The organism is Shewanella sp. 10N.7 (assembly GCF_020806285.1).
Taxonomy (GTDB): Bacteria; Pseudomonadota; Gammaproteobacteria; order Enterobacterales; family Shewanellaceae; genus Shewanella; species Shewanella electrodiphila.
Map to the genome: position 1 here is coordinate 42,367 of NZ_JAJGZS010000026.1, position 24,543 is coordinate 66,909.

The window sequence follows — 24,543 nt, forward strand, 5'->3', positions numbered from 1 at the left end:
GCTAAGTCTTACAAAGTCAGTGGCGAATAGATTAGCGGCTAAAGGTAAGATTATCTATAAGGCGGGTATTGCCAAGGTAGGCAGCAACTAAGATCACTAGATTGTGATCTTCACTAGTAATAGGGGCTAAATTAGTGGCGTTTCTAACAGACAAGTAATCCATTTTAAAACCTGCCTTCACTAACGTTTCAGCCGCAATAGCCTCACTTTCAGCAATGTTTTTTCCACAAGCAACATCAGCTGCAAGCTTATCCATACACTGTTTAATCGCAGCAGCTTGTTGCTTTTGCTCAGCAGTTAAATAACCATTTCTTGAGCTCATGGCTAAACCAGATGCTTCTCTTATTGTGTCAATACCAATAATCTCAATCGGTAATGATAAATCTTCAGCCATCGCTTTAATCACCATGAGCTGTTGATAATCTTTACGGCCAAATAAAGCCACATCGGCTTGAACGATATTAAATAGCTTGCATACAATCGTGGCTACACCACGAAAATGTCCTGGTCGACTTGCACCGCAAAACTCATCACCAATATTCGGTACTTCAACAAAAGTTTGTTGCGCTAAACCTTTTGGGTAGATGATGCTAGGTGTAGGGGTGAATAATAGCTCTGCCCCTGCATTAATAAGTGCGTCACTATCTGCTGCTAACGTTCTTGGATAAGCGTCAAGATCTTCATTTTGGCCAAATTGCATTGGATTGACAAAAATGGACACCACCACATGGTCTGCGCGTTTTAGCGCTTCAGTCACTAATGTTATGTGACCATTGTGTAAGTTACCCATCGTTGGCACAAAGGCAACGGTTTCGCCTTGCATGTGCCATTGTTTTACTTGTGCTCTGATTTCAGCAATATTCGCTGTGGTAATCATCGATATTTACCTAGTTGTACAATAAATTTTAATGCAGTTACTAAGATGAACTCACACTGCATGCCAATGTTGTTTGTTATAAAACTTAGTTAAACGAGTGCTCATCGGCTGGGAATGTGCCATTGGCGACTTCTTCAATATAGGCTTTCACTGCAGAACGAATTTCGCCAGTTTGCTGCAAATAGTTTTTAGAAAACTTAGGAATATAGCCGCTTGAGATACCTAGTACATCGTGCATAACCAAGATTTGCCCGTCGGTATCACCACCAGCGCCAATACCAATGACTGGGATGGTCAATGCTTCAGTAATGCGTTTTGCCAGTGAGCTCGGAATGCATTCAACCACTAATAATTGAGCGCCAGCAGTTTGTAATGCTAAGGCATCATCAATCATGCGTTGAGCTTTATCTTCTTCACGACCTTGTACTTTAAAGCCGCCAAAAACATGCACCGATTGTGGCGTGAGACCTAAATGAGCACATACTGGAATACCGCGTTCAGTCAACATTCTCACACTATCAAGTAACCATTCACCGCCTTCCAGTTTGACCATGGTTGCACCTGCCTGCATCAAAATTGCAGCATTAGCCATAGTTTGTTCTGGGGTGGCGTAACTCATGAAAGGCATATCAGCAATAAGTAGGGCTCGTTTGCAACCGCGATTAACACTGGCTGTATGATAGGCAATATCATTGACTGTGACAGGCAATGTATCACTGTGGCCTTGCAGTACCATACCTAAAGAATCACCAACCAGTAGGACATCGACGCCTTCGCTATCAAATGCGCCAGCAAAACTCGCATCGTAGGCGGTCAACGCGGTAAATTTCTTACCTTCTTGTTTGAATTTTATGAGGGTTGAGCTAGTGACTTTTGACATAATAAACTCTTAGAAGCAATTCATATTCAAGTAATGGATATGCGATGCAAACGGCATAAAAGCTGATTAAATTTGAATTAATTCAGCTCGCATTTCACGGGTAATTAAGCTTTTTAATTCGGTGCTACATGGCAGTATTAATTGTTGATTAATATCTGCAAGTGGAATGAGAACAAAACTGCGTTGCTTCATTCCATAATGGGGAACCGATAGTCGAGGCTCATCGATGATTTGTGTCCCGTACAGTAAGATATCTAAATCTAACGTACGTGGTCCCCAACGTATCTCTCTGACACGGCCTTGGGTATTTTCAATCGCTTGCAATGCGTCGAGCAAAGCTATTGGTGCAAGGTCGGTGTTAAATCGTGCCACACCATTGACGTAATCAGGCTGTTCAACATCGCCCATAGGGACTGAACGATACAGTGGTGACACATTAACAATCGCATCGAGAGCAATCTTTTTTAACGCCAGTACAGCGTCTTGGATTTGCTGTACTGGTTCATTTAGGTTTGCCCCTAACGCCACATAAACCGTGGTGCTCATGGTTAGCCTTTTGTTTCAGCTTTAGGTGCTGAGTTTTTCTCAGTCGTACCTGCAGACTCTGATTTAGGCTTACTAGGACGACGACGTTTACGCTGTTGAGCATTGCGATTACGGCTAGGGCCTTTTTTGCTGCTTTTCACTATGTCAGAACGCTGTTGTTCATCCGCTTCAACGAATGATTGCCACCACGCTGCTATTTTACCTATGTTGCCAGCTTCTGCTTCACCACGAAGGAGTAATAAATCATAAGCTGCACGGAACTTAGGGTGTTCGAGCAATTTAAATGCACGAGTGCCTTGGCTGCGCTCAAGTCGAAGTTGTAGTTGCCAAATATCTTTAGCTGGCGTGCTAAAGCGACGCGGAATACTGATGGTGCGGCATTGTTGCTCCATCACATCACCCATTGCAGCGACATGTGCATCGTAGTGGCTTAAGCCACTTTCAAGCGCTATATCATCAGCACGTTGCTTTAATGGATACCAAAGCAGGGCAGCGTAGAAAAATGCCGGTGTGACTGGCTTGTCTTGGCTTACACGTAAATCTGTGTTGCTCATGACAGCATTGAGCATTTTGGCGGTATAACCGTTTGGTTGCTCTTTAATTTGCGCTGAAATTTGCGGGAAAAGTGGTTGGAATAATCCTAAGCCTCGCATCATTTCGTAGTTAGCTTGTGCTTTGCCAGCAAAAAACAGCTTAAGTACTTCTTCGTACATACGTGCTGCTGGAATATCTTTAAGCAGTGGTGCTAACTCTTTAATTGGCGCCGCTGTTTTTGATTCGATTTGCATATCCAGTTTGGTTGCAAAGCGCACAGCTCGAAGCATACGCACCGGATCTTCACGGTAACGGGTTTCTGGATCGCCAATCAAACGAATGGTTCTGGCATCTAAGTCACTAATACCACCGCCATAACTGCGGATAGAGTAGTCACTGATATCGTAATAAAGTGCATTGATCGTAAAGTCACGGCGTTCTGCATCTTCATCGATTTCGCCATAGACGTTGTCGCGTAATAGGCGACCTTCAGCATTTGATTTCGAAATTTTTTCGTCGGTTTCGCCATGGTGACCACGGAAAGTGGCGACTTCAATCACGTCGCGGCCAAATACAATGTGCGCTAATCTAAATCTACGACCCACAAGGCGGCTATTACGGAATAGTTTTTTGATTTCTTCAGGGGTTGCATTGGTCACAACGTCGAAATCTTTCGGTTCCATGCCTAATAAGATATCGCGAACACCACCGCCGACAAGGTAGGCTTTGTAGCCTGACTTGCTCAAACGGTAAAGAACTTTTAGTGCATTTTCACTGATTTGACGCCTAGAAATTGTATGGGCATCTCTGGTGACAATGTCCAGGCGCAATCCGTCATCTTGAGCTTCTGGCTCAATGACCGGAGTGGATTTATTGTCTTCAAACAGTTGTTTGCAGAATTGGCTAATACGGCGAAAAATAATACACCTCGAACGATACGATTAATGGTTAAAATTAAATGGTTAAAAATCTGGCGGCTATGATATACCAATTGTACGCCAATGAGTATATCACTGCGCTATCAGAATCTCAGATACTTGTGGAATATCAACAATACTAAATTGCTCGCATGCTTGTTTCAGCATGATATCCACATGGTCTATGTCTACTTGGGCTTGCCCTAAAAATTTCAAAGCCGCATTGATACTGGCTTGTGGCCTAATGACATCAATTGCATTTGCATAATTTTGTTTAGAAAGCTTAAATCCGGGTTTAGTGCATGCTAGAGGTAGATGCAGCCAGTTTGGCGAACAAAAACCAAGAATTTTATTCATGCTTAATTGTCGGCAGCTGGTTTCGAGCAAATCACAGCCTCGTACAATTTCAGTAATGCCTTGAAAAGCATCGTCGATCACTACCGCAAGTTGATAAGCATATAAGCCGTCACTGCGTTTAATAATAAAATCTTCACCTGCAAATCCTTCATTGACTGTGATATTACCCATCAACAAGTCATTGAACTGATCAACTTTAGCGGTATTTCGAATTCGAATAGCGCCTTGGTTGAGTGGTGAGGTTAATTGTCCGCAGCGACTGTCATAAACGCCACCCATCTGACCAATTTGTTTTCGAGTACATTGACAAAAGTAGGCTAAGTCTTTACTTAATAGAGTATCTATTTGCTGTTGGTATATTTCTGTTCGCTGACTTTGATAAAGAACTTGCTCATCCCAATGTAATCCATAGGCGTCGAGCGTGGCTAAAATGTCATCACTTGCGCCTTTAACTTCTCTTGGCGGGTCAATATCTTCAATACGAACAAGCCATTTGCCATTTTGATGTCTAGCGCGAAGGTAACTGCCAAGTGCAGCAATAAGAGAGCCAAAATGTAATGGGCCAGAAGGAGATGGAGCAAAGCGACCAATATAATGAGGTGAGTTCACCGATATACCTTTTGCTTAAATCAATTTAGCGGTAGGGAAAATACAAAAACAAAGGGCGAGAATCATCTCGCCCAATATCTGATATCGGAAAGTGCTTAAACCGATTGTCAGTGGTCGCTGAATTAGCCAGCCATTTGCTTTTCTTTAATTTCAGCAAGCGTCTTACAGTCGATACATTGATCAGCTGTTGGACGTGCTTCAAGACGGCGGATACCAATCTCAACACCACAAGAATCACAGAAGCCAAAATCGTCTTCTTCAATTTTTTGTAATGTCTTTTCAATTTTCTTAATGAGTTTACGTTCTCTATCACGAGCACGTAACTCTAAACTAAATTCTTCTTCCTGCGCCGCGCGGTCTACTGGATCTGGGAAGTTAGCAGCTTCGTCTTGCATATGGTTTAACGTGCGGTCAACTTCTTCACGTAACTGGTTACGCCAAGCTTCTAAAATCATTTTAAAATGACCACGTTGCTCTTCACCCATATACTCCTCACCAGCTTTTTCCTGGTAAGGTTCTACACCTGCGATAGCGAGTACGCCGAGTTTTTTAGTGCCTTCAGGCATAACGCATCTCCTGTAATAATTAGCGATTTATGTGCGTCGTAAAATTTATGGCCGCTATCTATAGCAGAAACGCTATAGCGTGGCAAATTATTTGTTTAGTATTTTACGCTTTTTTGACCTAAACAATCACTTTGCACGAACGACTTAGGGTACTTGAAATAGCCGATAATTCTGTTTGATAAGCTAAAACTTCTACGCCGCTATTTACCGCTTGTTTTAGTAATAATGCATATTGCGGATCGATATGTTCTGCAGCTTGCACAATATTGATACCAGTATGCTGAACAACAAACAGCAATACTGCTCTATGACCTAGACTAACCATATGCATAAGCTCGCGCAAATGCTTTTGCCCCCTTGTAGTGACCGAATCAGGGAAATAGCCTACTGTTTGCTCTAATAATGTACAGCTTTTGATTTCTACATAGCATAAAGGGCGACTTTCATCGCTGAGCAGTATATCTATGCGGCTATTTTCATCACCATATTTAACTTCTCGTTTTAGGGTTGAATAACCAGTAAGCTCAGTGATGACACCCGAATTGATGGCTTCTTCAGCCAAGGCATTAGCCCTACCAGTATTAATGCCAATTAAATGTTGCTCTGTTGTTTGAGCTATTTCCCACGTATTTGGATATTTCCTTTTAGGGTTATCTGAGGTAGAAAACCACACGAGTTCACCAGGAAATAAGCAATTCTTCATTGAACCAGTATTAGGGCAGTGAATGGTTATTTCTGTTCCGTCATCAAGCCTAACATCAGCTAAAAAACGTTTGTAACGTTTGATCAAGGTTCCCTGTTGCAGCGCTGGGGTAAACTCCATGAAAAAATTTTCTCCGTAATAATAGTGTTTACAATTTTTATTGAAATCTATAGTAGTTTTTGTCACGTTTCATTATCGAATTACAGTACACTTAGCCCATTGGAAACAAAAGTGACAATGCAAGTACAACAAGGAAATCATAATGGAAATAATGACTGTTACCCTAACACAAGAAGCGCCACAGAGCCTCTGGGGTAAAGCTGATGTTACCTATCAAGGCAACCAAGCGTTTATACATTTATCAGGTACAGATGAACTACGCCAAGTGCAGGCGGCGGCAAGAAAAATCCGCAGCCAGGGAGTAAGCAAGGTTCAATTGGATGGTGCGCTTTGGAGCATTGACTCTCAATGGGCATTCTCACAAGGCTTTACCACTGCTAAAGGTGAGTTTGAGGTATTGTGGTGTGGTGACAGTGAGGTTCAGACTACGTTAACTCATCGCTTTGAAGCTGCCAGCTTTGCGCGCATGTTGGTAAATGAAACCCCTGAAGAATTATCTCCAGTGATATTGGCAAATCATGCTGCGAAATGGCTTAAGGCCATTGGTGGTGACAATGTTAGTTATGACATCGTGGAAGGCCAAGAACTATTAGAAGCGCAATGGATTGGCTTACATGCTGTAGGTCGTGGTAGTGAGCGTCCTCCTGCGATGTTGGTACTTGATTTTAATCCACTAGGTGATGATGCAGAAGTATCAACTGCACTTGTGGGTAAAGGCATTACATTCGATTCAGGTGGTTACAGTATTAAGCCATCTGAAGGCATGCTTGATATGAAATGTGACATGGGCGGCGCTGCCACTGTTACCGCTGCATTAGGTTTAGCAATGAAAGCTGGGCTGAATAAGCGCGTGAAGTTATTCCTATGTTGCGCTGAGAACTTAATCAGTGGTCATGCTTATAAGTTAGGTGACATCCTGACTTACAAAAATGGAGTTACCGTTGAAGTGGTTAATACTGACGCTGAAGGCCGTTTAGTCTTAGCTGATGGTTTACAAGCGGCATCCGATACCGGAGCTGAACTGATTATAGATGCAGCGACATTAACAGGCGCAGCCGTCATGGCTGTTGGGACAAATTATAACGCGATTTTCTCACCGCAAATGGAAACATTACAGTTAGCACAGCAACAAGCTGCAAGCGTTGCTGAAAATGTATGGCCTTTACCATTAGATGCATGGCATAAAGATATGTGTCCTTCACCTTATGCTGATACGGCTAACAGCCGTGCAATGAAAGGTGGCGGTGCTGGTGGTGCTTCAAATGCTGCAGGCTTCTTGTGGCGCTTTGTTCGCCCTGATGTTAACTGGTTACATATGGATTTAGCTGGCGCCTATGCGTCATCGGCTAATTCACTATGGAGCGCGGGTGCCACGGCTCACGGTGTTCTGACTATTGCTGCGATACTAAATAAATAAGCTGAGATCTAGAGCTGTCGTATTGGTTAGTCCACAATCGATTTACATCCCAAAAGCCGCTATATGCGGCTTTTTTGTGTTTAATTTTCCGATTTGCAGTTTACAGTTATCAGTTCAGTGGCCAACTTTTAAGGGCTAAATATTCAACGCCCATTGGTGTTGATTTTGATTCAAATAAAGTCAGCTCAGTGATATCGAAGCTAATAGGCGCTAGTTTTATCATGTTGGAAGCTTTTGTCGTTATCTCATTCATTAACGCTTGAGTTGAAGATGGTGTTTTTACATGACGAAATAAACTGATATGAGGCCGATAATCATGTTGGCTTTGATGCAGGTTTAGCTGCTTGGTTAACTGCGTGAGTTGCTCAACAATACTCCTTAATTCAATTGAGGCTATTCCTTCGATACACAGTATTTTTGCCTTCGGCCAATAACTAATATGCTCAAGCCTTTGGCTAAAGCGATTCAATGACATTGAGGATAACTCTGTGTCAATTTTTTCAATGTCTTGAGCACTGGTCAGTCCTAAAAAAGCCGCAGTTATGTGTAAGTTAGTATTACGCACTGGTGTGGCAGATGAATTGATGTGAGATGCCAATCGCTGTTGGATGTCTATTAGCCTTTGCTGGTTATTAATTGATATAGAAAAGCCAATAAAAGTGCGTTTGTTATCATTTTCAGACATTCGTTTGCCTTACTAAGTCGTTATGCATTGAATTATCTCGCACAGAGATAAACTCTAAGATAATTTATAGGTTACTTAAGTTAAGGATAACCAAGAAAGTTGTCGTTTTTAACCTGACGTTAATAATATGAGCTAAGATTGTAGTTAACGTTATGGAACAACAGTTCACCATCGTAATGCTAAAAGCGATACGACTAAATAGTGAGAGATAAATTGCAATTACATAATGAGTTATTTAATGATTGATAGCGAATTGGAATCGATATGGGTCAGTAAACAATCTTCTGAATTAAGTCGCTTGTTATCGTCAGAGCAAGTGGCTACAGAAGTTGAAGCGTTGCAACAGCAACTTGGCTGCGATGGCGTGATCGTTATTTTGTCCCAAGTATCAGAGCACATTACCAGTGGCTTTGTTTTACAAGCCAATGCATTGAAAGTGTATGAGAACAATCGCCAAAATGCCGAAATCCTTGGTTTATCATTGGCATCATTTCCAATCCTGTGTGAGCAATTATTACTTAATCAACACAGTGGCTTATTTCCTGATAAAGACCTAGAGCCAGAGTCCCGCGAGGTTAAGCAAAGTCATTTTTCAGTACGATTAATTGACGAATTAAATCAATTCATCACATCATCCACGCTGCCTATTCAATTACACATTAACCATACTGTCGTTATTGGCAACAGCCGATTATGTTTGGTGCCGTATCAACATCAACATAAGGGTATTGTTGCTCAAGCAGATGCTAAATTTTATCTCGTGAATGAAAGTGCGCTTACGCTTTGTTCTCAAGTGGAGCTGACTCGTGTCACTGAGTTATTAAATAATAAAGAATTACAATATTTAGAACTATTTCAACAACTCCCCGTCGCATGTGCGTTAATCGATAAAGATAACAATGTCAGTAAACAGAACCAAGTTGCCAACCAAAACTTACCATTACATCTAAACCAAAGTTTATTTTCGGTAATTAACTCAGATGATCATTTGCTGCTGGAAGATTGTTTACACATTGTGCGTGAAGGCGCTTTGCATCAGTCTTGGTGCGAAATTCCATTAATTATCGCTGGAACAAAACATTGGTATAAAATGAGCTTTTGTCGTGCGTTAGATATCGAAAATCATTTACTGATGATGGTTGAAGATATTTCCGAGCGATATCGATTAGCCGATGAACTGTCATTCCAGTCCAACTATGACCCTCTTACTGGTTTGCCCAATCGTGTGCAGTTTGAAGCGATGTTAGAAGAAGCTATTGATGCTAAAGATCGCCTGCCTGCGTGTGTTGCTTTTCTTGATTTAGACCAGTTTCAGGTGATCAATGATGTGAGTGGTCATAAAGCGGGTGATGAACTTTTGTGCCAAGTATCCAAACGCCTAAGCTTGCTATTACGCACCGGTGATATTGTCGCAAGGTTAGGGGGGGATGAGTTTGGCATCTTGATGTTCTATGCTGATAAGGAATCGGCCGAATTAGTGGCAAAACGAATTTGCCAGCAACTATCGGAACACGAATTTATTTGGGGGGAAATCACCCATAATGTCAGTATCAGTATGGGCTTGTCAGAACTTGACTCACGCACTTCAGATATATATAGCATAATGAGCCAAGCTGATGCAGCTTGTCGAATTGCCAAAGAAGGCGGCCGAAATCGCTGGCACTTTTATTGTAAAAACGATCCACAAATGCACCAGTTGTACAATCAAATGCTCGCTTCAGTGGATATCATTTCAGCATTGGCTCTGAACCAATTTGAACTATTTTATCAACTTATTGAGCCATTATCGTCCGATGAATCGGGTATTCATATGGAGATTCTGCTGCGTATGGTGCAAGAAGATGGCCGATACGTTTCACCAGGGGTTTTCCTTCCTGCGGCAGAACGTTATAACCTGGCCTCAAAAATCGATCGTTGGGTCATAGATAACTTATTAAAATGGGGCGCTCGCCACATGGAAATTTGGGAACAGCTTTCTATGGTGTCAGTAAATTTATCTGCATTGTCATTATCTGACAGTAAATTTATGAGCTGGTTAGAAATGCGTTTAATGGTCGAGCCTGAGTTAGTGTCCAAACTGTGTTTTGAGATCACTGAAACAGCTGCTGTGAGTCAGCTTGAACAAGCGACAGCTTTGATTGACTTACTTAAGCCACTAGGTTGTAAACTGGCGTTAGATGATTTTGGCTCAGGTTTCTCAAGCTTTGCTTACCTTAAATGCCTTGATGTTGATTACGTTAAAATTGACGGTCAATTTGTAGTGAATGTTTGTGATGACCGCAGTGATAAAGCCATTGTGTCGGCCATATGTCAGCTGGGTAAAGATATGGATTTTGAAGTGATTGGTGAGTTTGTTGAAAGCGAGACCATTGGCCAATTATTACGTGAGCTGGGCGTAGATTATGGCCAAGGTTATGCTATTGGTAGGCCTGCACGGTTAATTGAATTATCCTCAGGGGTTCGCAGCCCTTGGTTACTAAATTAACGCAACACAACTCAATTCATCGCAATTCAACGCAATAGTGTCAGTCTATGAGATGGCATCAAGATTCGAATATGCGTAAACTGAATAGCATCATCCGTTGTTAAAGTTATCCTTTTGAGTTCATTACCGATCCAAGCTTTGTTTGCACCGTTGCAACAAGCATTGACCGACCATAGTCAAATTATCCTTGAAGCGCCTACAGGGGCGGGTAAGTCCACTGCATTGCCAATGGCAATGCTGCAATGGCCGCAAATCAACGGCAAAATTCTGATGCTTGAACCCAGGCGTGTTGCTGCCCGCAGTGTCGCGCAATTTATTGCTAAATCACGGGGCGAAAAGGTTGGTGATAGTGTCGGTTATCGCGTGCGTGGTGAAGCAAAAGTCAGCACCAACACTCGATTAGAAATTGTTACTGAAGGCATTCTAACTCGAATGATCCAACAAGATCCTGAACTCACAGGAATTGAAGTGATCATCTTTGATGAAATTCATGAACGTCATTTACCCACAGATTTAGGCTTAGCACTGGCGTTAGAAGTGCAAGATTCATTACGAGATGACTTAAAGCTGATTGCCATGTCGGCGACGCTCTCAGGCTTACCGTTACAGAACTTAATGCCTGATGCTGCAATGCTAGTCAGTGAAGGCAGAAGTTTTGATGTTGAAAAAGTCTACCGCCCAGTAGCAGGTCAACAGCAGTGGTTAGATGCGTTAGCGAGTGTCATCATCGATAGTGTCAGCACTGAATCAAAAACAGTGCCAGTCCAGTATCAGCAAGGTTCAGTATTAGCTTTTTTGCCGGGCAAAGGCGAAATTAATAAACTGCAACGACTCCTTAGTCAAAAGCTTGATAGTCAGCAATTTATCTTGTGTCCATTGTATGGGGACTTAACCCCAGCAGAGCAAGATAAAGCGATAGCGCCAGCGCCAGAGGGCAAGCGGAAAATTGTTATTGCGACCAACGTTGCCGAATCAAGTTTGACCATTGATGGCATCACCATTGTGGTCGACAGTGGTTATAAGCGTGAAGCGAGCTTTAATCCCCGCACAGGTGTGAGTCGCTTATCACTTAAACGCATAAGCCAAGCCTCCTCTATTCAGCGTGCAGGACGTGCAGGTCGTCTTGCACCAGGCTGCTGTGTACGTTTATGGGGACAAGAAGAGCAAAGCCGCTTAGCCAAAACAGAAGCCCCAGAAATCAGCATTAGTGAATTAACCTCAATGGCGTTAGATTGCGCTTATTGGGGCGAAAGCAATATTGAAAACTTACCTTTACTGACGCCGCCGCCAACGATACATCAGCAAGTTGCTTGGCGCTTGTTAGCACAGCTTGCACTTGTTGATGCTCAACATAAGATTACCCAACAAGGCCAAGCCGCTTATGAACTGGGTTGCCATCCACGTTTAGCGCATATGTTATTGCAATCTAAGGCACTTGCTGATGCTCATCAACAAGCGGATTTGGTGTCGTTAGCATGCTTACTCGCTGCCGTATTAGAAGCGAGAGGCTTACCTAAAAAAGGCGTGGATATTAGTCAGTACCTTTCTCTCGCATCCCAAGGGCTAATGGCTAATCAAGTGAGAAAGTGGCAGAAATTATTAGCGGCTTCAGGTGATATAAAACAAATCGCCCGTGATGCAGCAAGTCGTGATATCAGCAGTTTACTGGCGTTAGCCTTTCCTGACCGCATAGCTAAAGCACGGGGTAAACAAGGGTTTCAGCTGAGTAACGGCACAGGGGTTACCATAGATATTGAAGATAATATGTCCAATCATGACTGGTTAGTGGTGGCAGATTTTCAAGAATCACAAGGGCGTAATGCCGGTCGAGTCTATTTAGCCGCAGCCATTAACTCTGACCATTTACATCATGATTTAGCGAGTTTGATTTCGGAACATAAAATCTGTGAATGGGATGAAGTGAAAGGGCGATTTTATGCTGAACGACAACAAAAAATAGGCGACATTATTGTTAGCCGCACATTAGAGAGTAATGTTGACTCTTCTTTAATTGTGCAAGCGTTAGTGAGCCATATTCAACGAAAAGGGTTAAGCATCCTTAACCTTGATGAGCGCTTTTATCAGTTACAATATCGTTTAAAATTAGCACAGCAGTTTGCCCCTGAACATGATTGGCCTGTTATCGATACAGAGCATTTACTTGCCAGCTTGTCGCAGTGGTTAGCGCCGTATTTAACTGAGGTTAATTCGATTGCTAAACTGCAAAAAGTGGATATATTAGGCCACGTAAAGAACCTATTAACTTGGTCGCAGCAACAAACATTAAATGAGCTGTTACCAACACATTGGAAAATGGCAACAGGGACATCAGCGCCGATCACTTATCAAGTTGATGACATTGCCAGTGATAATGCAGATATTGATCAAATAGCGAATCGCCAGAACGGAAAAAGTCTCGGTATTCAAGCTCGAGCGTTATTAAGTGTGCGACTGCAAGAGGCTTTAGGTTTATCACAAAGCCCGCAATTACTTCATGGTAAGCTGGTGGTCACGATGGAACTATTGTCTCCTGCGCAGCGACCTATTGCTGTGACTGCGGATTTAGCCAGCTTTTGGCAAGGGCCTTATGTTGATGTTAAAAAAGAAATGCGTGGTCGATATCCGCGCCATTTATGGCCAGACGATCCGGCCAACACTACGGCCACTAAATTCACTAAAAAGAAAACACCAGGCTTACAGTAATAGCCAAGGACGAACAGACTTACCCAAATATGACTGATAATAAGAAAAAACCTGCAGTAAAAAAAGCAGCGCCTAAAAAGACCACAGCAAAAAAAGCACCCGCTAAAAAGTCAGGTGTAAAACGTGTTAATGCGAAAAAGAAACCTCGCTCTAAATGGAAGGTATTTTGGTCATTCTCCTGGAAAATAGCCTTGATTGGTTTAGTGATTGTGAGCTCCTATGGCATTTACTTAGACCAAATCATTGCGCGTAAGTTTGAAGGGCAAAAGTGGCATTTACCTGCACAGGTTTTTAGTCGCTCAATGTCCATTTATCCCGGCGCTGCGATTAACCATCCACAATTAATGTCTGAACTTAAGTTACTGGGATATCGCAAAGTTGCTAACCCGAGACAAGTGGGCGAGTTTTCAGCGTCGAGCACAAAAATAGAGTTATGGCGTCGACCATTTTTACATCCAGAAGGCGATCAAGTTGCACAGCGAGTGATGATTTCATTTGATAGCCAAGGTGTTTCAGCTGTTCAGCGCATGTCTGATAAACGTCAGATGGCAGTGTTCCATTTAGAGCCAGTATTATTAGATAGAATATTAGCTTCTGGGGGCGAAGATCGTTTATTTGTGCCAACAGAAGCAATGCCCCAAGCCATTGTTGATGCATTAATACTGGTAGAAGATCGCAGTTTTTATGAGCATCACGGAGTCAACCCTTTTGCGATCGCGCGAGCAGCGATCGTTAACATCACCGCAGGGCGCACAGTTCAAGGCGGCTCGACATTAACTCAGCAGTTGGCTAAAAACTTCTTTTTGACCAGTGAGCGTTCCATCGTGCGAAAAATTCGTGAAGCCTTAATGGCGATCATTATTGATTTTCGCTACAGCAAAGATGAAATCTTAGAAGCGTATTTAAATGAAGTTTATATGGGGCAAGATAAGTCTCGCGGCGTTCATGGTATGGGCTTGGCTTCGCAATTCTATTTTGGTCGTCCAATTGCCGAGTTGACTGTATCGCAGCAAGCATTTTTGATCGCTGCGATTAAAGGGCCATCTTATTACAATCCGTGGCGCTCGCCAGAGCGTGCTCAGAATCGTCGCGACTTGGTACTGCGCTTGTTAATGGAAGACGACAAACTCACTGTTGAACAGTATAAGGCAGCGGTTGAATCGCCCATTGGTTTACGTGACTTTAATAAGTCAGTACATCAGAAGTTACCTGCTTTCTTTGCGGTAGTGAAAAATGAACTGCGCCGTCGTTATGGTGACAGTTTATTGCAGCAATCTGGGGTAAAGGTTTACACCACACTTGATCCTATGGCGCAAGACGCTGCTGAAAAAGCAGTTGTTTCGACTATGAAGACGTTAGATGAACGTGCCAAAAATGTGCAGGTCGGCATGGTCGTCACCGACAAATATACTGACGGTATCGCGGCAATGGTCGGTGATAGAGTGCCAAGTTTTGATGGCTTTAACCGTGCGGTAGAAATTCGACGCCCGATTGGCTCTCTGGTTAAACCGTTTGTTTACGCTACGGCGCTTCAGCAAGGCAGTAAATACAACTTGGCATCACCTGTGGCTGATAAACCGATTACTTTGCAAAATGGCCAGGGTAAAACTTGGTCACCGCAAAATGTGGATAGAGTCTTTAGAGACGAAGTACCATTATTGACCGCCTTTAAAAACTCAATGAATGTACCAACGGTCAATGTGGGTATTGAAGTCGGTGTGGATAATGTGGCTAAAACTATGGCAGATGCGGGTTGGAGTGAGGCTATACCGCGTTATCCGTCAATGTTATTAGGTGCGATTAATGGCTCGCCTTATATGGTGGCACAAGCATTTCAAACGATTGCAAATAATGGTCGATACCGTCCGTTGACCTCGATTACGGCGGTATTAGATAGCAACAATCAACCTTTGAAAGTGAGCCGAGAAAGTGCCACACAAGGAATGGAGCCAGCAACCGATTACCTGGTGCAATATGCTATGAATCAAGTGGTAAAAGATGGTACGGCAAAACGTTTAGGACGCGCTTTCCCAAATGTTGATTTAGCGGGTAAAACGGGTACCAGTAACGATAGCCGTGACTCATGGTTTGCCGGATTTGATGAAAGAAACGTTGCTGCGATTTGGGTTGGTCAAGATGATAACTCTAAGACAGGCTTATATGGTTCCAGCGGCGCTATGGCGGTTTACCAAGCCTTCTTGAACAATCGTCCGCCTTTAGGGTTAAGAATGACTCCTGCCAATGGTATTACCCAAGGTTATTTCGATAGAACTACCGGTGTAGCAAAGCAATCTGATTGTGACAATGTCGTTGCCATGCCAGCCCGCATTGACAGCTATCAGCCAATTGATAATTGCGGTGAAGAACGTTCTTGGTGGCAAAAAATCATTAACTAGGCTAACTAAAGAGTCTTTGTTATAAGTTCATCGCTCAAATTAATGTATAAAAGGGTTCACTATCACTGCTGAACCCTTTTTTGATCGTAAGCGTGTTGTTTTTAATACGCCTGTATTATCAAAATTGTTAGCCACAAAAAAAGCCAGCGATTAAGCTGGCTTTGGCTGATTAACTCATAAGTTTGTTAGAACTTGTAGTTATAACCTACAGTCGCAGTCTGTGGCTTACCTGAGAAGATAGAGCCATGAATACGGGTTGTCATATAGGTTTCATCAAATAAGTTATCCACGGTTAAGTAGACTTCTGATGCATCATTAATAAAGTAGCGTGCAGATAAATCTACAATGGTTTTGTCAGCAATTAACTGCTCTGATGGAATTGTTCCTTGACCAGCTACTGTGCGCATATCTGACGTGTAACGGCCGGCAATCGTTACTTGCCATGATTCTGCTTGTACACCTGCTGAGACAAATAGTTGGTTTTCAGGAAGGTAAGGAAGTTCGTCACCTTTTTCTACATCGCCCCATGATTCAAAATCTGAGCTAAAACTGTTTTGGAACTCTGCACTGGTGTAGGTGTATGCCATTTTAACAGGGAATGATATTTCGCCCGTTTGATTAAACTCATAACCTAAGCTCAGTTCTAAGCCTGTGACTTCAACTTCACCTGCATTGTACTGATTGCCAATGTTGTCATCATCACAACCTTGCGCAGCGGTACAGTTACCGTGCATGTTGCTGTAGTCACTGTAAAACACAATTGCTTCTGAACTTAATGCGCCAGTGTTGTAACGAAGACCAGCTTCGTAGTTCCAGCTTTCTTCCTCTTCACCATCATCATTACCAGGCGCTGAAGGTGCGAAACCTTTCTGTACACCAGCAAGCACAATTAAATCTTCAGTGATCTGATAAGTTGCTGCTACTGATGGTAGTAAAACATCAAAGCTGTTACTGATATCTTTATCTGGCGCACCTTCACGGCCTGGATTTGTTTTACCCCAATCACGACGTTGAGTCGTCACATCTTCATAACGAAGGCCCGCAGTAATGGCTAAATCACCTAAAGTAATTTGGTCTTGAACATAAAGTGCAAACGCTTCAGCACTATCGATACGGTTTGAGTCAGTACCTGGCGTGCCGCTGTCAGTTAGTGACATCACTTGGTTATTATTGAGCTCGTAAGTATCAACCCACTGGAAACGATCCATTTCATCTTCGTGATAACGAGCGCCAAATGACAGTTCATGTTCACCTAGCAACCAATTTAATTCAGTTTGAATGCCTTGAGATAAGTACTCACGGTTGTTTGCCTTAACTTGAACATCAATAGGTGATGAAGAAGCCGGAGCTCGGTCAAAATCTGCAGCAGCTTCTATTCCGCCGCTATTTAAGCTTTGACCATCAACCTTTGAGGTTTTATACCAGTTACGAGCAAAGTTATTGTAATAAGCAGTTGTTGCTAATGTCACAGTGTCACTGAAATCAATAATATGGTTCAACTGGATCTGTTTATGATCAGTCGTCATTTCATCTTTTTGCGATGCAGAATAACGAGTAAAAGGACTGCTGTTATAGTCTTCTTCGGTTAAGCCCATATAAGTTTCATTTGAGACTTCATCTGAGTACTTTAATTTTAGCTCAACACGTTGTTGATACTTTGCATCTTCGCTACTGTCGATGCTAATTTTTGCTAATGCATCATTCTTGGTAAAACCGGTATCACCGCCGACACCATTAATATCGCGGAAACCATCTGCTTGATAACGATAAACTTCGGCAACTGCGCCAACTCGCTCACCTTGTCCGCCAGCATGAGCATGTAATTTAGCAAAGCCATCTTGCCCTGCAGCAACATCGATTCCACCCGCTAATTCTTCTTGAGGGATTTGGCGAGAAATCATATTAATAATACCGCCAGTAGTACGAGGACCATATTTAAGCGTAGAGCCACCTTTCATTACTTCTACTGTCTGCATTCTTCCTGATGTCGGGAAGTAATAAGCAGCAGGTGAAGCGTAAGGAGCTGGAGCCGCTAAAACACCATCTTCCATCACAGTAATCTTCTCAGAACGATTTTGACCAGTACCACGCATCCCAATGTTAGGACGCAAGCCGTAGCCGTCTTCCTCTTGAATGTACACACCAGGTACAGATGCTAACGTACGCATAATATCTGTGTACTTAAAATTCTCTATTTCAACGTCGTTGATAACATGGGCACTACCAGGCACATTGTTAACAGGATTTGAACTACCAAAAATGGAGATTTGCTCCATTGTGGCGTTTTCAGCAGCGGATGCTGCAAAAGTAGTTAATAGAGCACTAGCTAGAATGCTGATACGAAGGCTGTTGCGCTGGGTCATACGGTTCTCCAAAGACGACTTGTAAACAAAATGCAAATAGCAATTGTTTCTATTTGTATCTTAATTGTCGTAAAGTTTACTTAAATGAACATTAAAATCAACATTTACTTAACTGTGATTAACGATTGCGCTGCTTTTGAGCTTTGGATTAAGATGGATGCGATCAAGGCCACATTATGTTTTCGGTCAATCATTAACTTTAATGTTGTTAAATGAGTCATCGGCTGAGTGTTTTGGGATTTTTCTAGTACACTCGGTGCAAATAAAAAAAGCCCAGCTCGACGAGAGAGGGATTTCTTTCACGATTTAAGAATGGATGTATATGTTTTTGTCACCTTATTATGCCAAGCAAGATCAGAGCGTGTTTATTTCAGCCCAACAAGCGAGTGACTTTGCAAAACACGTCGCTGAAGACTTTAACCCTATTCATAATGTCGGTGCCAAACGTTTTTGTGTCCCTGGTGATTTGTTATTTGCCTTAGTGTTAACTGAGTTTGGTTTAAGCCAAAACATGCAGTTTAAATTTGCCGGTATGGTTGGCGATGGCATCGAGCTTGAGCTAGATAAAGAGGCAGGCGAGAAGTTCAGTATCTGTGATACCAAAGGTAAAGAGTATTTACACATCGAACGCCAAGGCGAAGTTTGTCAGTGTGATGTGCAAACTGCGGCTTTTATTAAAAGTTATGTGGCTTTTTCTGGGCTTAACTTTATTCATGTGTTGGTGCCTATGATGAAAGAATACGGCATGATGATTAATCCAACGCGACCATTAGTGATATACGAAAGCATGTCGTTTCATTTAGACACGTTTGAGTTCACTGAAATGAGCTTAGAGTTAGTAGAGCAGCACATGGAGATTAACGGTAAGCGTGGTGATGTGACATTGCAATTTGCGTTAAAAAGCGAAGGCAAAGTGATCGGCAGCGGAGTGAAAACCTTAGTGTTAAGCGGACTACGTGAGTATAACGAAGAACAAGCTCAACAGATGTGCCACACTTATGAAAGTAGTAAGCTAAATTAATAAGCTCATCAGCGTTATTGATGATAAAAAGCAGCTAATAACGCTGCTTTTTTTATGCTTAAAATATGATTTTTGTGTTTGAAATATAGCTTTATGTAATATATTTGTGAGCTATATTTGTGAGATTAAGTGGAGTAAACCTTGTGTCATTTACCATTATTCCATTCGTAAAAGGTGATATTCCGTTTTTACGCTAAAATTAAGGTAGGCTATACAATATCAATGACATTGCGAATGATAACAACTGCAATGTGACGACATTAATTTCCGCTTGAGGCATTCAAATGAAAAAATTATTACTGGTTTCACTGACTTTTTTTGCTTTCTCTGCAAGCGCAAATATCATTTATGATAAAACAGGCGTAGACGATAAAGACTTTGTGTATGACGAGCATCAATGCACTGAAATGTCACAGCAAGTGCAAAAAAATAGCAACTCTCGTGGCGTGGTAAGCAGTGCTGCTAAAGGTGCGGCTGTAGGCGCTGCAGGTACTGCGATTGCAGGTGGCAGTGGTTCTGACGGTGCTAAAATCGGCGCAGGTGTTGGTGTTGCTTCTGGGTTACTGGGTGGCTCACGTGATAGACGCGCAAACGAAGCAAATTATCAGGCAGAAAAAGAAACCGTAGTACGTAATTGTATGGCTAATCGTGGTTACACTATTTTAAATTAACCACTTATCGCAACAGCGTTTCTGTAGAATAACAATGAAAACCATGTCATATGACATGGTTTTTTTGTTTTATGGTTTTTGGTTTTATCTCGGGGTGATATTAATGTGATTTGCAGTTGAGTTCGGCTTGCGCATATTGGCTGAAAGTCGCTTCACTTTGATGAGTCCAAAAGCTAAAGTTTTGCCCTTGATACTTTGCCCCTGATGCCGTGCGGGTTAACAAGGCTAAATTCGTCGCGTTAATATAATCGGATGTAGGCGAAACCGTGAGCATTGCTGCGGGAATTGCTGTGTCATTATAAAAATATGCCGTTACTTTGGTTAACGTATCATTTGCTTCAAGGCCGCATTCATATTGAATGGGTTCAGGCACTTCAAATTCACCTGCAGCAATTTGTAATTCAGTTAATCGTGTTTCATAAGACGATTGCACGCATTGCTTAATTTGTTCCGCTTTCCAGCAATCATCGCGACCTTTAATCCAACCTCGCTGAAAAGCCTTCACATTGGCTATTTCTTCGCTGCTAATTTGATTGATCACTTTTTGATATGTTGCATTGATTTGCATATCTAGCTTGGCAAGTTGATTGTCCTGACAAATTAACACTTCAACTTGGCTTTTGGCCTTTTGACAATCAAAAGCGGGGGAGACGGCGTCAGTTGCATTAACTGAGCACGATAAAAATAAAATTGAAAAAGCGAGAGTTGAAAGTCGTGAAGCCTGAATACGCATAATTGTTTGCATTGGTGTCAACATTGTTATCAACATCCTGTTCTAAATAACTCATAGAACAAATCATAGCGTATTCAGTGTTTATTAGTACTGTTTTAAAGCGGGAGTATTCATTCAACTTACGCTTTGGTGTTGATGATGTGTCCAGCATTGCCAACAGGTTGAGGCTCAGGTTGTGCAGCTTCAATTAACTGCATTGCCATTTGTCCTTCCACTTTTTGTTGGTTTTTAGCCATCACAGCCACTTTTAAACTACTGCCAGAATCAATATTAGTTGGCATTGATGATGGTGCATTGATAGATAAAGACATGGGTATTCACTCATAAGTTGCGGTTATACAATACGACATGTAGATAGCAGTATTTTGTTATCGGCTGAAACTGGAAAAACTATAGACTATTTTTTGATAATTCGACAATCTGGATATTAACTTGTGCGCAATTAAATATGTTAAGATAGCGCCATAGGTTTGCATCACTCATTTTATCGAGAAAGGAGTCACCATGAGTCAGAAAATGGATCCCTTGGCATTAGAGAATCAAGTTTGTTTTGCTATGTACAGTGCAACGAATGCGCTCATTCGAGCTTACCGTCCCTTGCTTGATCAATTATCTCTGACTTACCCACAATATTTAGTGATGATGGTGTTGTGGAAAGAGTCGGGCATTAGCGTGAAAACATTAGGTGAAAAACTGCATTTAGATTCAGGAACCTTAACGCCGTTATTAAAACGATTAGAAACTAAAGCATTGGTTATTCGTGATCGTAATAAAGACGATGAGCGTGTTCGCGTACTGCATCTCACTGAAGCGGGCAAAGCCTTACACCAACAAGCGAAAGGCATTCCTGAATTAATGCGTTGTAAAGTGGGTGGTGATGCAGAGCAATTGCGCCAATTAAAACAGCTTTGTGAAAACGCGCTAATGAATCTTAAAGATTAAATTGATTATCTCTATGTCATAAAAGTTAAATTAAACTGTCATATAATTAGCGTGAAAGCATCTTTAGTCTCAATCGTACTGACTTTATCTAGCTCACCCTTATAAAGTCTGTCGCCGTTGTACTGATGCAAAACAGTATTTAAGCGATATGGAAGTAGTTTAATTATGTGGCAGATTTTTACTCGATTCTTAGCATTAGGTTTTATTAGCTTTGGCGGCCCAGCTGCACATATTGGCTATTTTAGACAGACCTTTGTTAATGAGCTGAACTGGCTTGATGATAAACGTTATGGCAGTTTAGTGGCGTTAAGCCAATTTATGCCAGGACCTGGTTCCAGTCAGGTTGGCTTTGCTATCGGATACCACCGTGGTGGTCTTGCGGGGGCGGTTGCTGCGTTTGTTGGCTTTACCTTACCTTCTTTTGTTTTACTCTTCCTGCTTGCCGTAACCAGTGCTCACTGGCTAGAAACCCAAGTTGTTTCTGGTGTGATACATGGTCTTAAATTATTGGCTGTTGTTGTCGTTGCAGATGCCACCCTCGGCATGTTTGGTCAGTTCTGTCAGCGTAAAACAGCGCGAGTGCTCATGGTTGGCACAGCAGTAAGTATTATGTTGTTCCCGTCATTACTAACCCAAATTGTGGTGTTGCTGATAGCAGCGATTATCGGTGTGATGGTACTGACTAAAGGCGCGAATATTACCCCAGATAATACGCCGATTAAATTGAACTATGCATGGCTTTCAATATTTATTGTTGGTCTACTGGCGAGCTTTTATTTTATTAACCAAACGGGCACTTTAGGTCAGATTTTTGCGCAGTTTTATCAAGTGGGCAGTTTAGTTTTTGGTGGCGGTCATGTTGTGCTGCCGTTACTTGAAGCCAATGTGGGTGAAATGGTCAGCTCAGATCGCTTTCTAACGGGTTATGCGCTGGCGCAAGCGGTACCTGGCCCAATGTTCACTTTAGCCACTTTTTTAGGGGCTGACTTATGGTTAGAACAGCCGATACTCGGCGCACTGGTTGCTACGATTGCGATATTTGTACCAGGTTTCTTATTAATGCTGGTGGGCTTAAAAAGCTGGCATGCCATTAGTGAAAGGCCAGCAATTTCAGGCGCCATTTCTGGGGTAAATGCTGCCGTTGTCGGCTTATTGATTGCCGCGCTGTATAGCCCTGTATTTACTTCAGCAGTGGTAGAACCGCTTGATATGGCATTGGTGTTAACGGGTTTTGCGGTGCTTAAAATATTCAAACCAAACATTGTGTTGTTGGTGTTAGGTTTTGCTGTGACTGGCGTCTTGGTGAGCTTTTTATAGTGCTTATTTGAATCCCGCCAAATCTTTTATCTCTGGGGCTATAGTCGATTTTTCTATTGCTATAGCCTTAAAATTCTTGATTCATTTTCTCTAAGCATGCCAGTAATACAGTTGCTTGTTCAGGGGCAACATGACGAGTTAAGTCGTTCATTAAGTCAAGGTGCAACTGGTTGTGTTGTCGATGAATTTTATCACCAGCATCAGTGAGTTTGATAACCGTTGAGCGGCCATCCTCAGGGTGAGCACAGCGTTCAACCAGATTAAGACTGACCAACTTATCCACTTGAACTGTTAAGGTGCCTGTTGTAATACCAAGCTTTTGGGCAAGCTCTTTCATTCTTAAGGCGCCGTGAATACCAAGCACTTCAATCGTATGAGTTTGTGCCAAGGAGTAACCCGTTTCCTTTACAACGGATTGCTCCCAAGAAGACATTTTGTCATAAAATTCAGTAATGGTTTGATTCAGCTTTTCAATATCGTTCATGTGATAACTCATAAATACATTCAATCTATTCGCTCAATTGGCAGGCTTAATCAGCTTGGCTAATCGACTTAGTTAATCAGCTTAGTTAATCGACTTAGTTAATCGACTTAGTTAATTAGCCATTGGATTAAGCCATCTGATCAGTCATTTGATCAGGTGATGGATGAACTTCAAGTGTCAGATGATTGATTTTATCAAATTGACTCAGCAAGGTCTTATATTCATCGATTGAAATATCATTTTTTGTCGACACTAAGGTAATTGCTGCTGAATAATGATGACCACTGATTTTCCAAATATGGAGATCTTTTACTTCAGCATAAGGTGCTAAGGCCGCTTTAATTGACTGGCGATATTCCTCATTAATATTCTCATCTAATAAAATAGGACTGGTTTGCTTCATCAAGCCTATGGTCCATTTAGTAATCACAAGTGCGCCGACTATTCCCATAACAGCATCTAACCAATGCCAGCCATAAAACTTACCGAACACCAATGCAACAATCGCTAATACCGACGTGAGCGCATCAGCCAATACGTGCATGTAGGCTGCGCGTAAATTATGGTCATGATGTTTTTCGCCATTTTCATGAGAGTGTCCATGAGAATGTTCATGGGAATGATCATCTGTTTTGCTATGGTCATGTGAGTGGCTATTGTAATGATTTTTTTCATGGCAGTGTTCGTGCGAGAGCTTATCAGCCTGTTCATGTGAATGCTCATGAGAGTGCCCGTGTGAGTGGCCATGTGAGTGCCCGTCGTGATCATGATGGTGGTGGTCACCCAATAAAAATATACTGGCGACATTCACGGCCAAGCCGATAAAGGCCACAATGATAGCCTCATTAAATTGAATCGTATGAGGATTAAATAGTCGACTTACCGATTCAACTATCATCAGTAATGCCACAACACCAAGGACAATAGCACTGGTATAGCCGCCCAACACGCTGACTTTACCTGGCCCAAAAGAAAACTTATCACTGTGAGCATGCTTGCGTGCATAACGATAAGCAAACAAGGTAATACAAAACGCTGCGGCATGGGTGCCCATGTGCCAACCATCAGCTAGTAGTGCCATCGAACCAAAAACCGTACCAGCAATAATCTCAACCACCATGGCTGTGACTGTGAGTATTAATACGTAAAGGGTTCTTTTCTCCCCTGAACTTTTCTGGGCATTAAAATCGTGATGATGCTCGACTGCAAAATTCAAA

21 protein-coding genes are annotated in these 24,543 nt (G+C 42.2%); 8 read left to right on the forward strand and 13 right to left on the reverse strand.

The genetic code is table 11. From position 1 onward, the window contains the following. Positions 1-31: 31 nt before the first annotated feature. The 7 genes from panC to sfsA all read right to left on the reverse strand — a co-directional run bounded on the left by panC (position 32) and on the right by sfsA (position 6,109). Positions 32-877 (reverse strand): pantoate--beta-alanine ligase, encoded by an 846-nt coding sequence (panC, locus tag LMH66_RS15985; protein ID WP_102529234.1) that lies wholly within the window; start codon positions 875-877, stop codon positions 32-34. Between the two features lie 85 nt (positions 878-962). Continuing rightward, the gene (gene panB, locus LMH66_RS15990) at positions 963-1,757 is read right to left on the reverse strand and encodes a 3-methyl-2-oxobutanoate hydroxymethyltransferase (RefSeq protein WP_229371184.1); all 795 of its coding nucleotides are present in this window, start codon (positions 1,755-1,757) and stop codon (positions 963-965) included. A 66-nt stretch (positions 1,758-1,823) separates the two neighbouring features. After that, complete coding sequence (folK, locus tag LMH66_RS15995) at positions 1,824-2,303, reverse strand: 2-amino-4-hydroxy-6-hydroxymethyldihydropteridine diphosphokinase (protein ID WP_102529236.1); 480 nt, start codon at positions 2,301-2,303, stop codon at positions 1,824-1,826. A gap of 2 nt (positions 2,304-2,305) precedes the next feature. Continuing rightward, positions 2,306-3,667, reverse strand: coding sequence for a polynucleotide adenylyltransferase PcnB (gene pcnB, locus LMH66_RS16000; protein ID WP_229371187.1), 1,362 nt, complete (start codon positions 3,665-3,667; stop codon positions 2,306-2,308). Positions 3,668-3,847: 180 nt separating this feature from the next. After that, positions 3,848-4,720 (reverse strand): tRNA glutamyl-Q(34) synthetase GluQRS, encoded by an 873-nt coding sequence (gene gluQRS, locus LMH66_RS16005; RefSeq protein ID WP_229371189.1) that lies wholly within the window; start codon positions 4,718-4,720, stop codon positions 3,848-3,850. Between the two features lie 122 nt (positions 4,721-4,842). Continuing rightward, positions 4,843-5,286 (reverse strand): RNA polymerase-binding protein DksA, encoded by a 444-nt coding sequence (dksA, locus tag LMH66_RS16010; protein WP_055024924.1) that lies wholly within the window; start codon positions 5,284-5,286, stop codon positions 4,843-4,845. 118 nt (positions 5,287-5,404) lie between these two features. Beyond that, on the reverse strand, positions 5,405-6,109 hold the full coding sequence (sfsA, locus tag LMH66_RS16015) for a DNA/RNA nuclease SfsA (protein WP_229371191.1): 705 nt from the start codon (positions 6,107-6,109) through the stop codon (positions 5,405-5,407). A 142-nt stretch (positions 6,110-6,251) separates the two neighbouring features. Between sfsA and pepB the strand changes: the two genes are divergently transcribed. Further along, on the forward strand, positions 6,252-7,526 hold the full coding sequence (gene pepB / locus LMH66_RS16020; protein WP_229371193.1) for an aminopeptidase PepB: 1,275 nt from the start codon (positions 6,252-6,254) through the stop codon (positions 7,524-7,526). Between the two features lie 109 nt (positions 7,527-7,635). Here pepB and thpR read toward each other — a convergent pair whose 3' ends face one another. Then, positions 7,636-8,211: an RNA 2',3'-cyclic phosphodiesterase gene (gene thpR / locus LMH66_RS16025; protein WP_229371195.1), complete on the reverse strand. Its 576-nt coding sequence runs from the start codon at positions 8,209-8,211 to the stop codon at positions 7,636-7,638. Between the two features lie 238 nt (positions 8,212-8,449). On the opposite strand from thpR, the gene LMH66_RS16030 reads away from it, so the two are divergent. The 3 genes from LMH66_RS16030 to mrcB all read left to right on the forward strand — a co-directional run bounded on the left by LMH66_RS16030 (position 8,450) and on the right by mrcB (position 15,795). Beyond that, complete coding sequence (locus LMH66_RS16030) at positions 8,450-10,696, forward strand: putative bifunctional diguanylate cyclase/phosphodiesterase (protein ID WP_229371197.1); 2,247 nt, start codon at positions 8,450-8,452, stop codon at positions 10,694-10,696. Between the two features lie 114 nt (positions 10,697-10,810). Continuing rightward, positions 10,811-13,399: an ATP-dependent helicase HrpB gene (gene hrpB / locus LMH66_RS16035; protein ID WP_229371199.1), complete on the forward strand. Its 2,589-nt coding sequence runs from the start codon at positions 10,811-10,813 to the stop codon at positions 13,397-13,399. Between the two features lie 29 nt (positions 13,400-13,428). Next, on the forward strand, positions 13,429-15,795 hold the full coding sequence (gene mrcB / locus LMH66_RS16040; protein WP_229371201.1) for a penicillin-binding protein 1B: 2,367 nt from the start codon (positions 13,429-13,431) through the stop codon (positions 15,793-15,795). Positions 15,796-15,980: 185 nt separating this feature from the next. On the opposite strand, the gene LMH66_RS16045 is transcribed toward mrcB, so the two are convergent. Beyond that, the gene (locus LMH66_RS16045) at positions 15,981-18,158 is read right to left on the reverse strand and encodes a TonB-dependent receptor family protein (protein ID WP_229371203.1); all 2,178 of its coding nucleotides are present in this window, start codon (positions 18,156-18,158) and stop codon (positions 15,981-15,983) included. A gap of 322 nt (positions 18,159-18,480) precedes the next feature. Here LMH66_RS16045 and LMH66_RS16050 point away from each other — a divergent pair, with 322 nt between their 5' ends. Together LMH66_RS16050 and LMH66_RS16055 are read left to right on the forward strand one after the other, a co-directional pair. Next, positions 18,481-19,179: a DUF3581 domain-containing protein gene (locus LMH66_RS16050; RefSeq protein ID WP_229371205.1), complete on the forward strand. Its 699-nt coding sequence runs from the start codon at positions 18,481-18,483 to the stop codon at positions 19,177-19,179. Positions 19,180-19,463: 284 nt separating this feature from the next. Further along, the gene (locus LMH66_RS16055; RefSeq protein WP_229371207.1) at positions 19,464-19,850 is read left to right on the forward strand and encodes a glycine zipper family protein; all 387 of its coding nucleotides are present in this window, start codon (positions 19,464-19,466) and stop codon (positions 19,848-19,850) included. A 100-nt stretch (positions 19,851-19,950) separates the two neighbouring features. Here the strand turns inward: LMH66_RS16055 and LMH66_RS16060 are convergent, their stop codons facing one another. Both LMH66_RS16060 and LMH66_RS16065 read right to left on the reverse strand, forming a co-directional pair. Continuing rightward, positions 19,951-20,607, reverse strand: coding sequence for a lysozyme inhibitor LprI family protein (locus tag LMH66_RS16060; protein ID WP_229371209.1), 657 nt, complete (start codon positions 20,605-20,607; stop codon positions 19,951-19,953). A 95-nt stretch (positions 20,608-20,702) separates the two neighbouring features. Next, entirely contained in the window at positions 20,703-20,894 is a 192-nt protein-coding gene (locus tag LMH66_RS16065) for a cytoplasmic protein (RefSeq protein ID WP_102529249.1), read from the reverse strand. Between the two features lie 193 nt (positions 20,895-21,087). Here LMH66_RS16065 and LMH66_RS16070 point away from each other — a divergent pair, with 193 nt between their 5' ends. Together LMH66_RS16070 and chrA are read left to right on the forward strand one after the other, a co-directional pair. Continuing rightward, positions 21,088-21,525, forward strand: a complete 438-nt coding sequence (locus LMH66_RS16070) for a MarR family winged helix-turn-helix transcriptional regulator (protein WP_229371211.1) — start codon at positions 21,088-21,090, stop codon at positions 21,523-21,525. Between the two features lie 165 nt (positions 21,526-21,690). Then, the gene (gene chrA / locus LMH66_RS16075) at positions 21,691-22,842 is read left to right on the forward strand and encodes a chromate efflux transporter (RefSeq protein WP_229371213.1); all 1,152 of its coding nucleotides are present in this window, start codon (positions 21,691-21,693) and stop codon (positions 22,840-22,842) included. A 67-nt stretch (positions 22,843-22,909) separates the two neighbouring features. On the opposite strand, the gene LMH66_RS16080 is transcribed toward chrA, so the two are convergent. Both LMH66_RS16080 and LMH66_RS16085 read right to left on the reverse strand, forming a co-directional pair. After that, on the reverse strand, positions 22,910-23,326 hold the full coding sequence (locus LMH66_RS16080; RefSeq protein WP_102529252.1) for a MarR family winged helix-turn-helix transcriptional regulator: 417 nt from the start codon (positions 23,324-23,326) through the stop codon (positions 22,910-22,912). A gap of 127 nt (positions 23,327-23,453) precedes the next feature. After that, complete coding sequence (locus LMH66_RS16085; protein WP_229371215.1) at positions 23,454-24,542, reverse strand: cation diffusion facilitator family transporter; 1,089 nt, start codon at positions 24,540-24,542, stop codon at positions 23,454-23,456. Position 24,543: the final 1 nt, after the last annotated feature.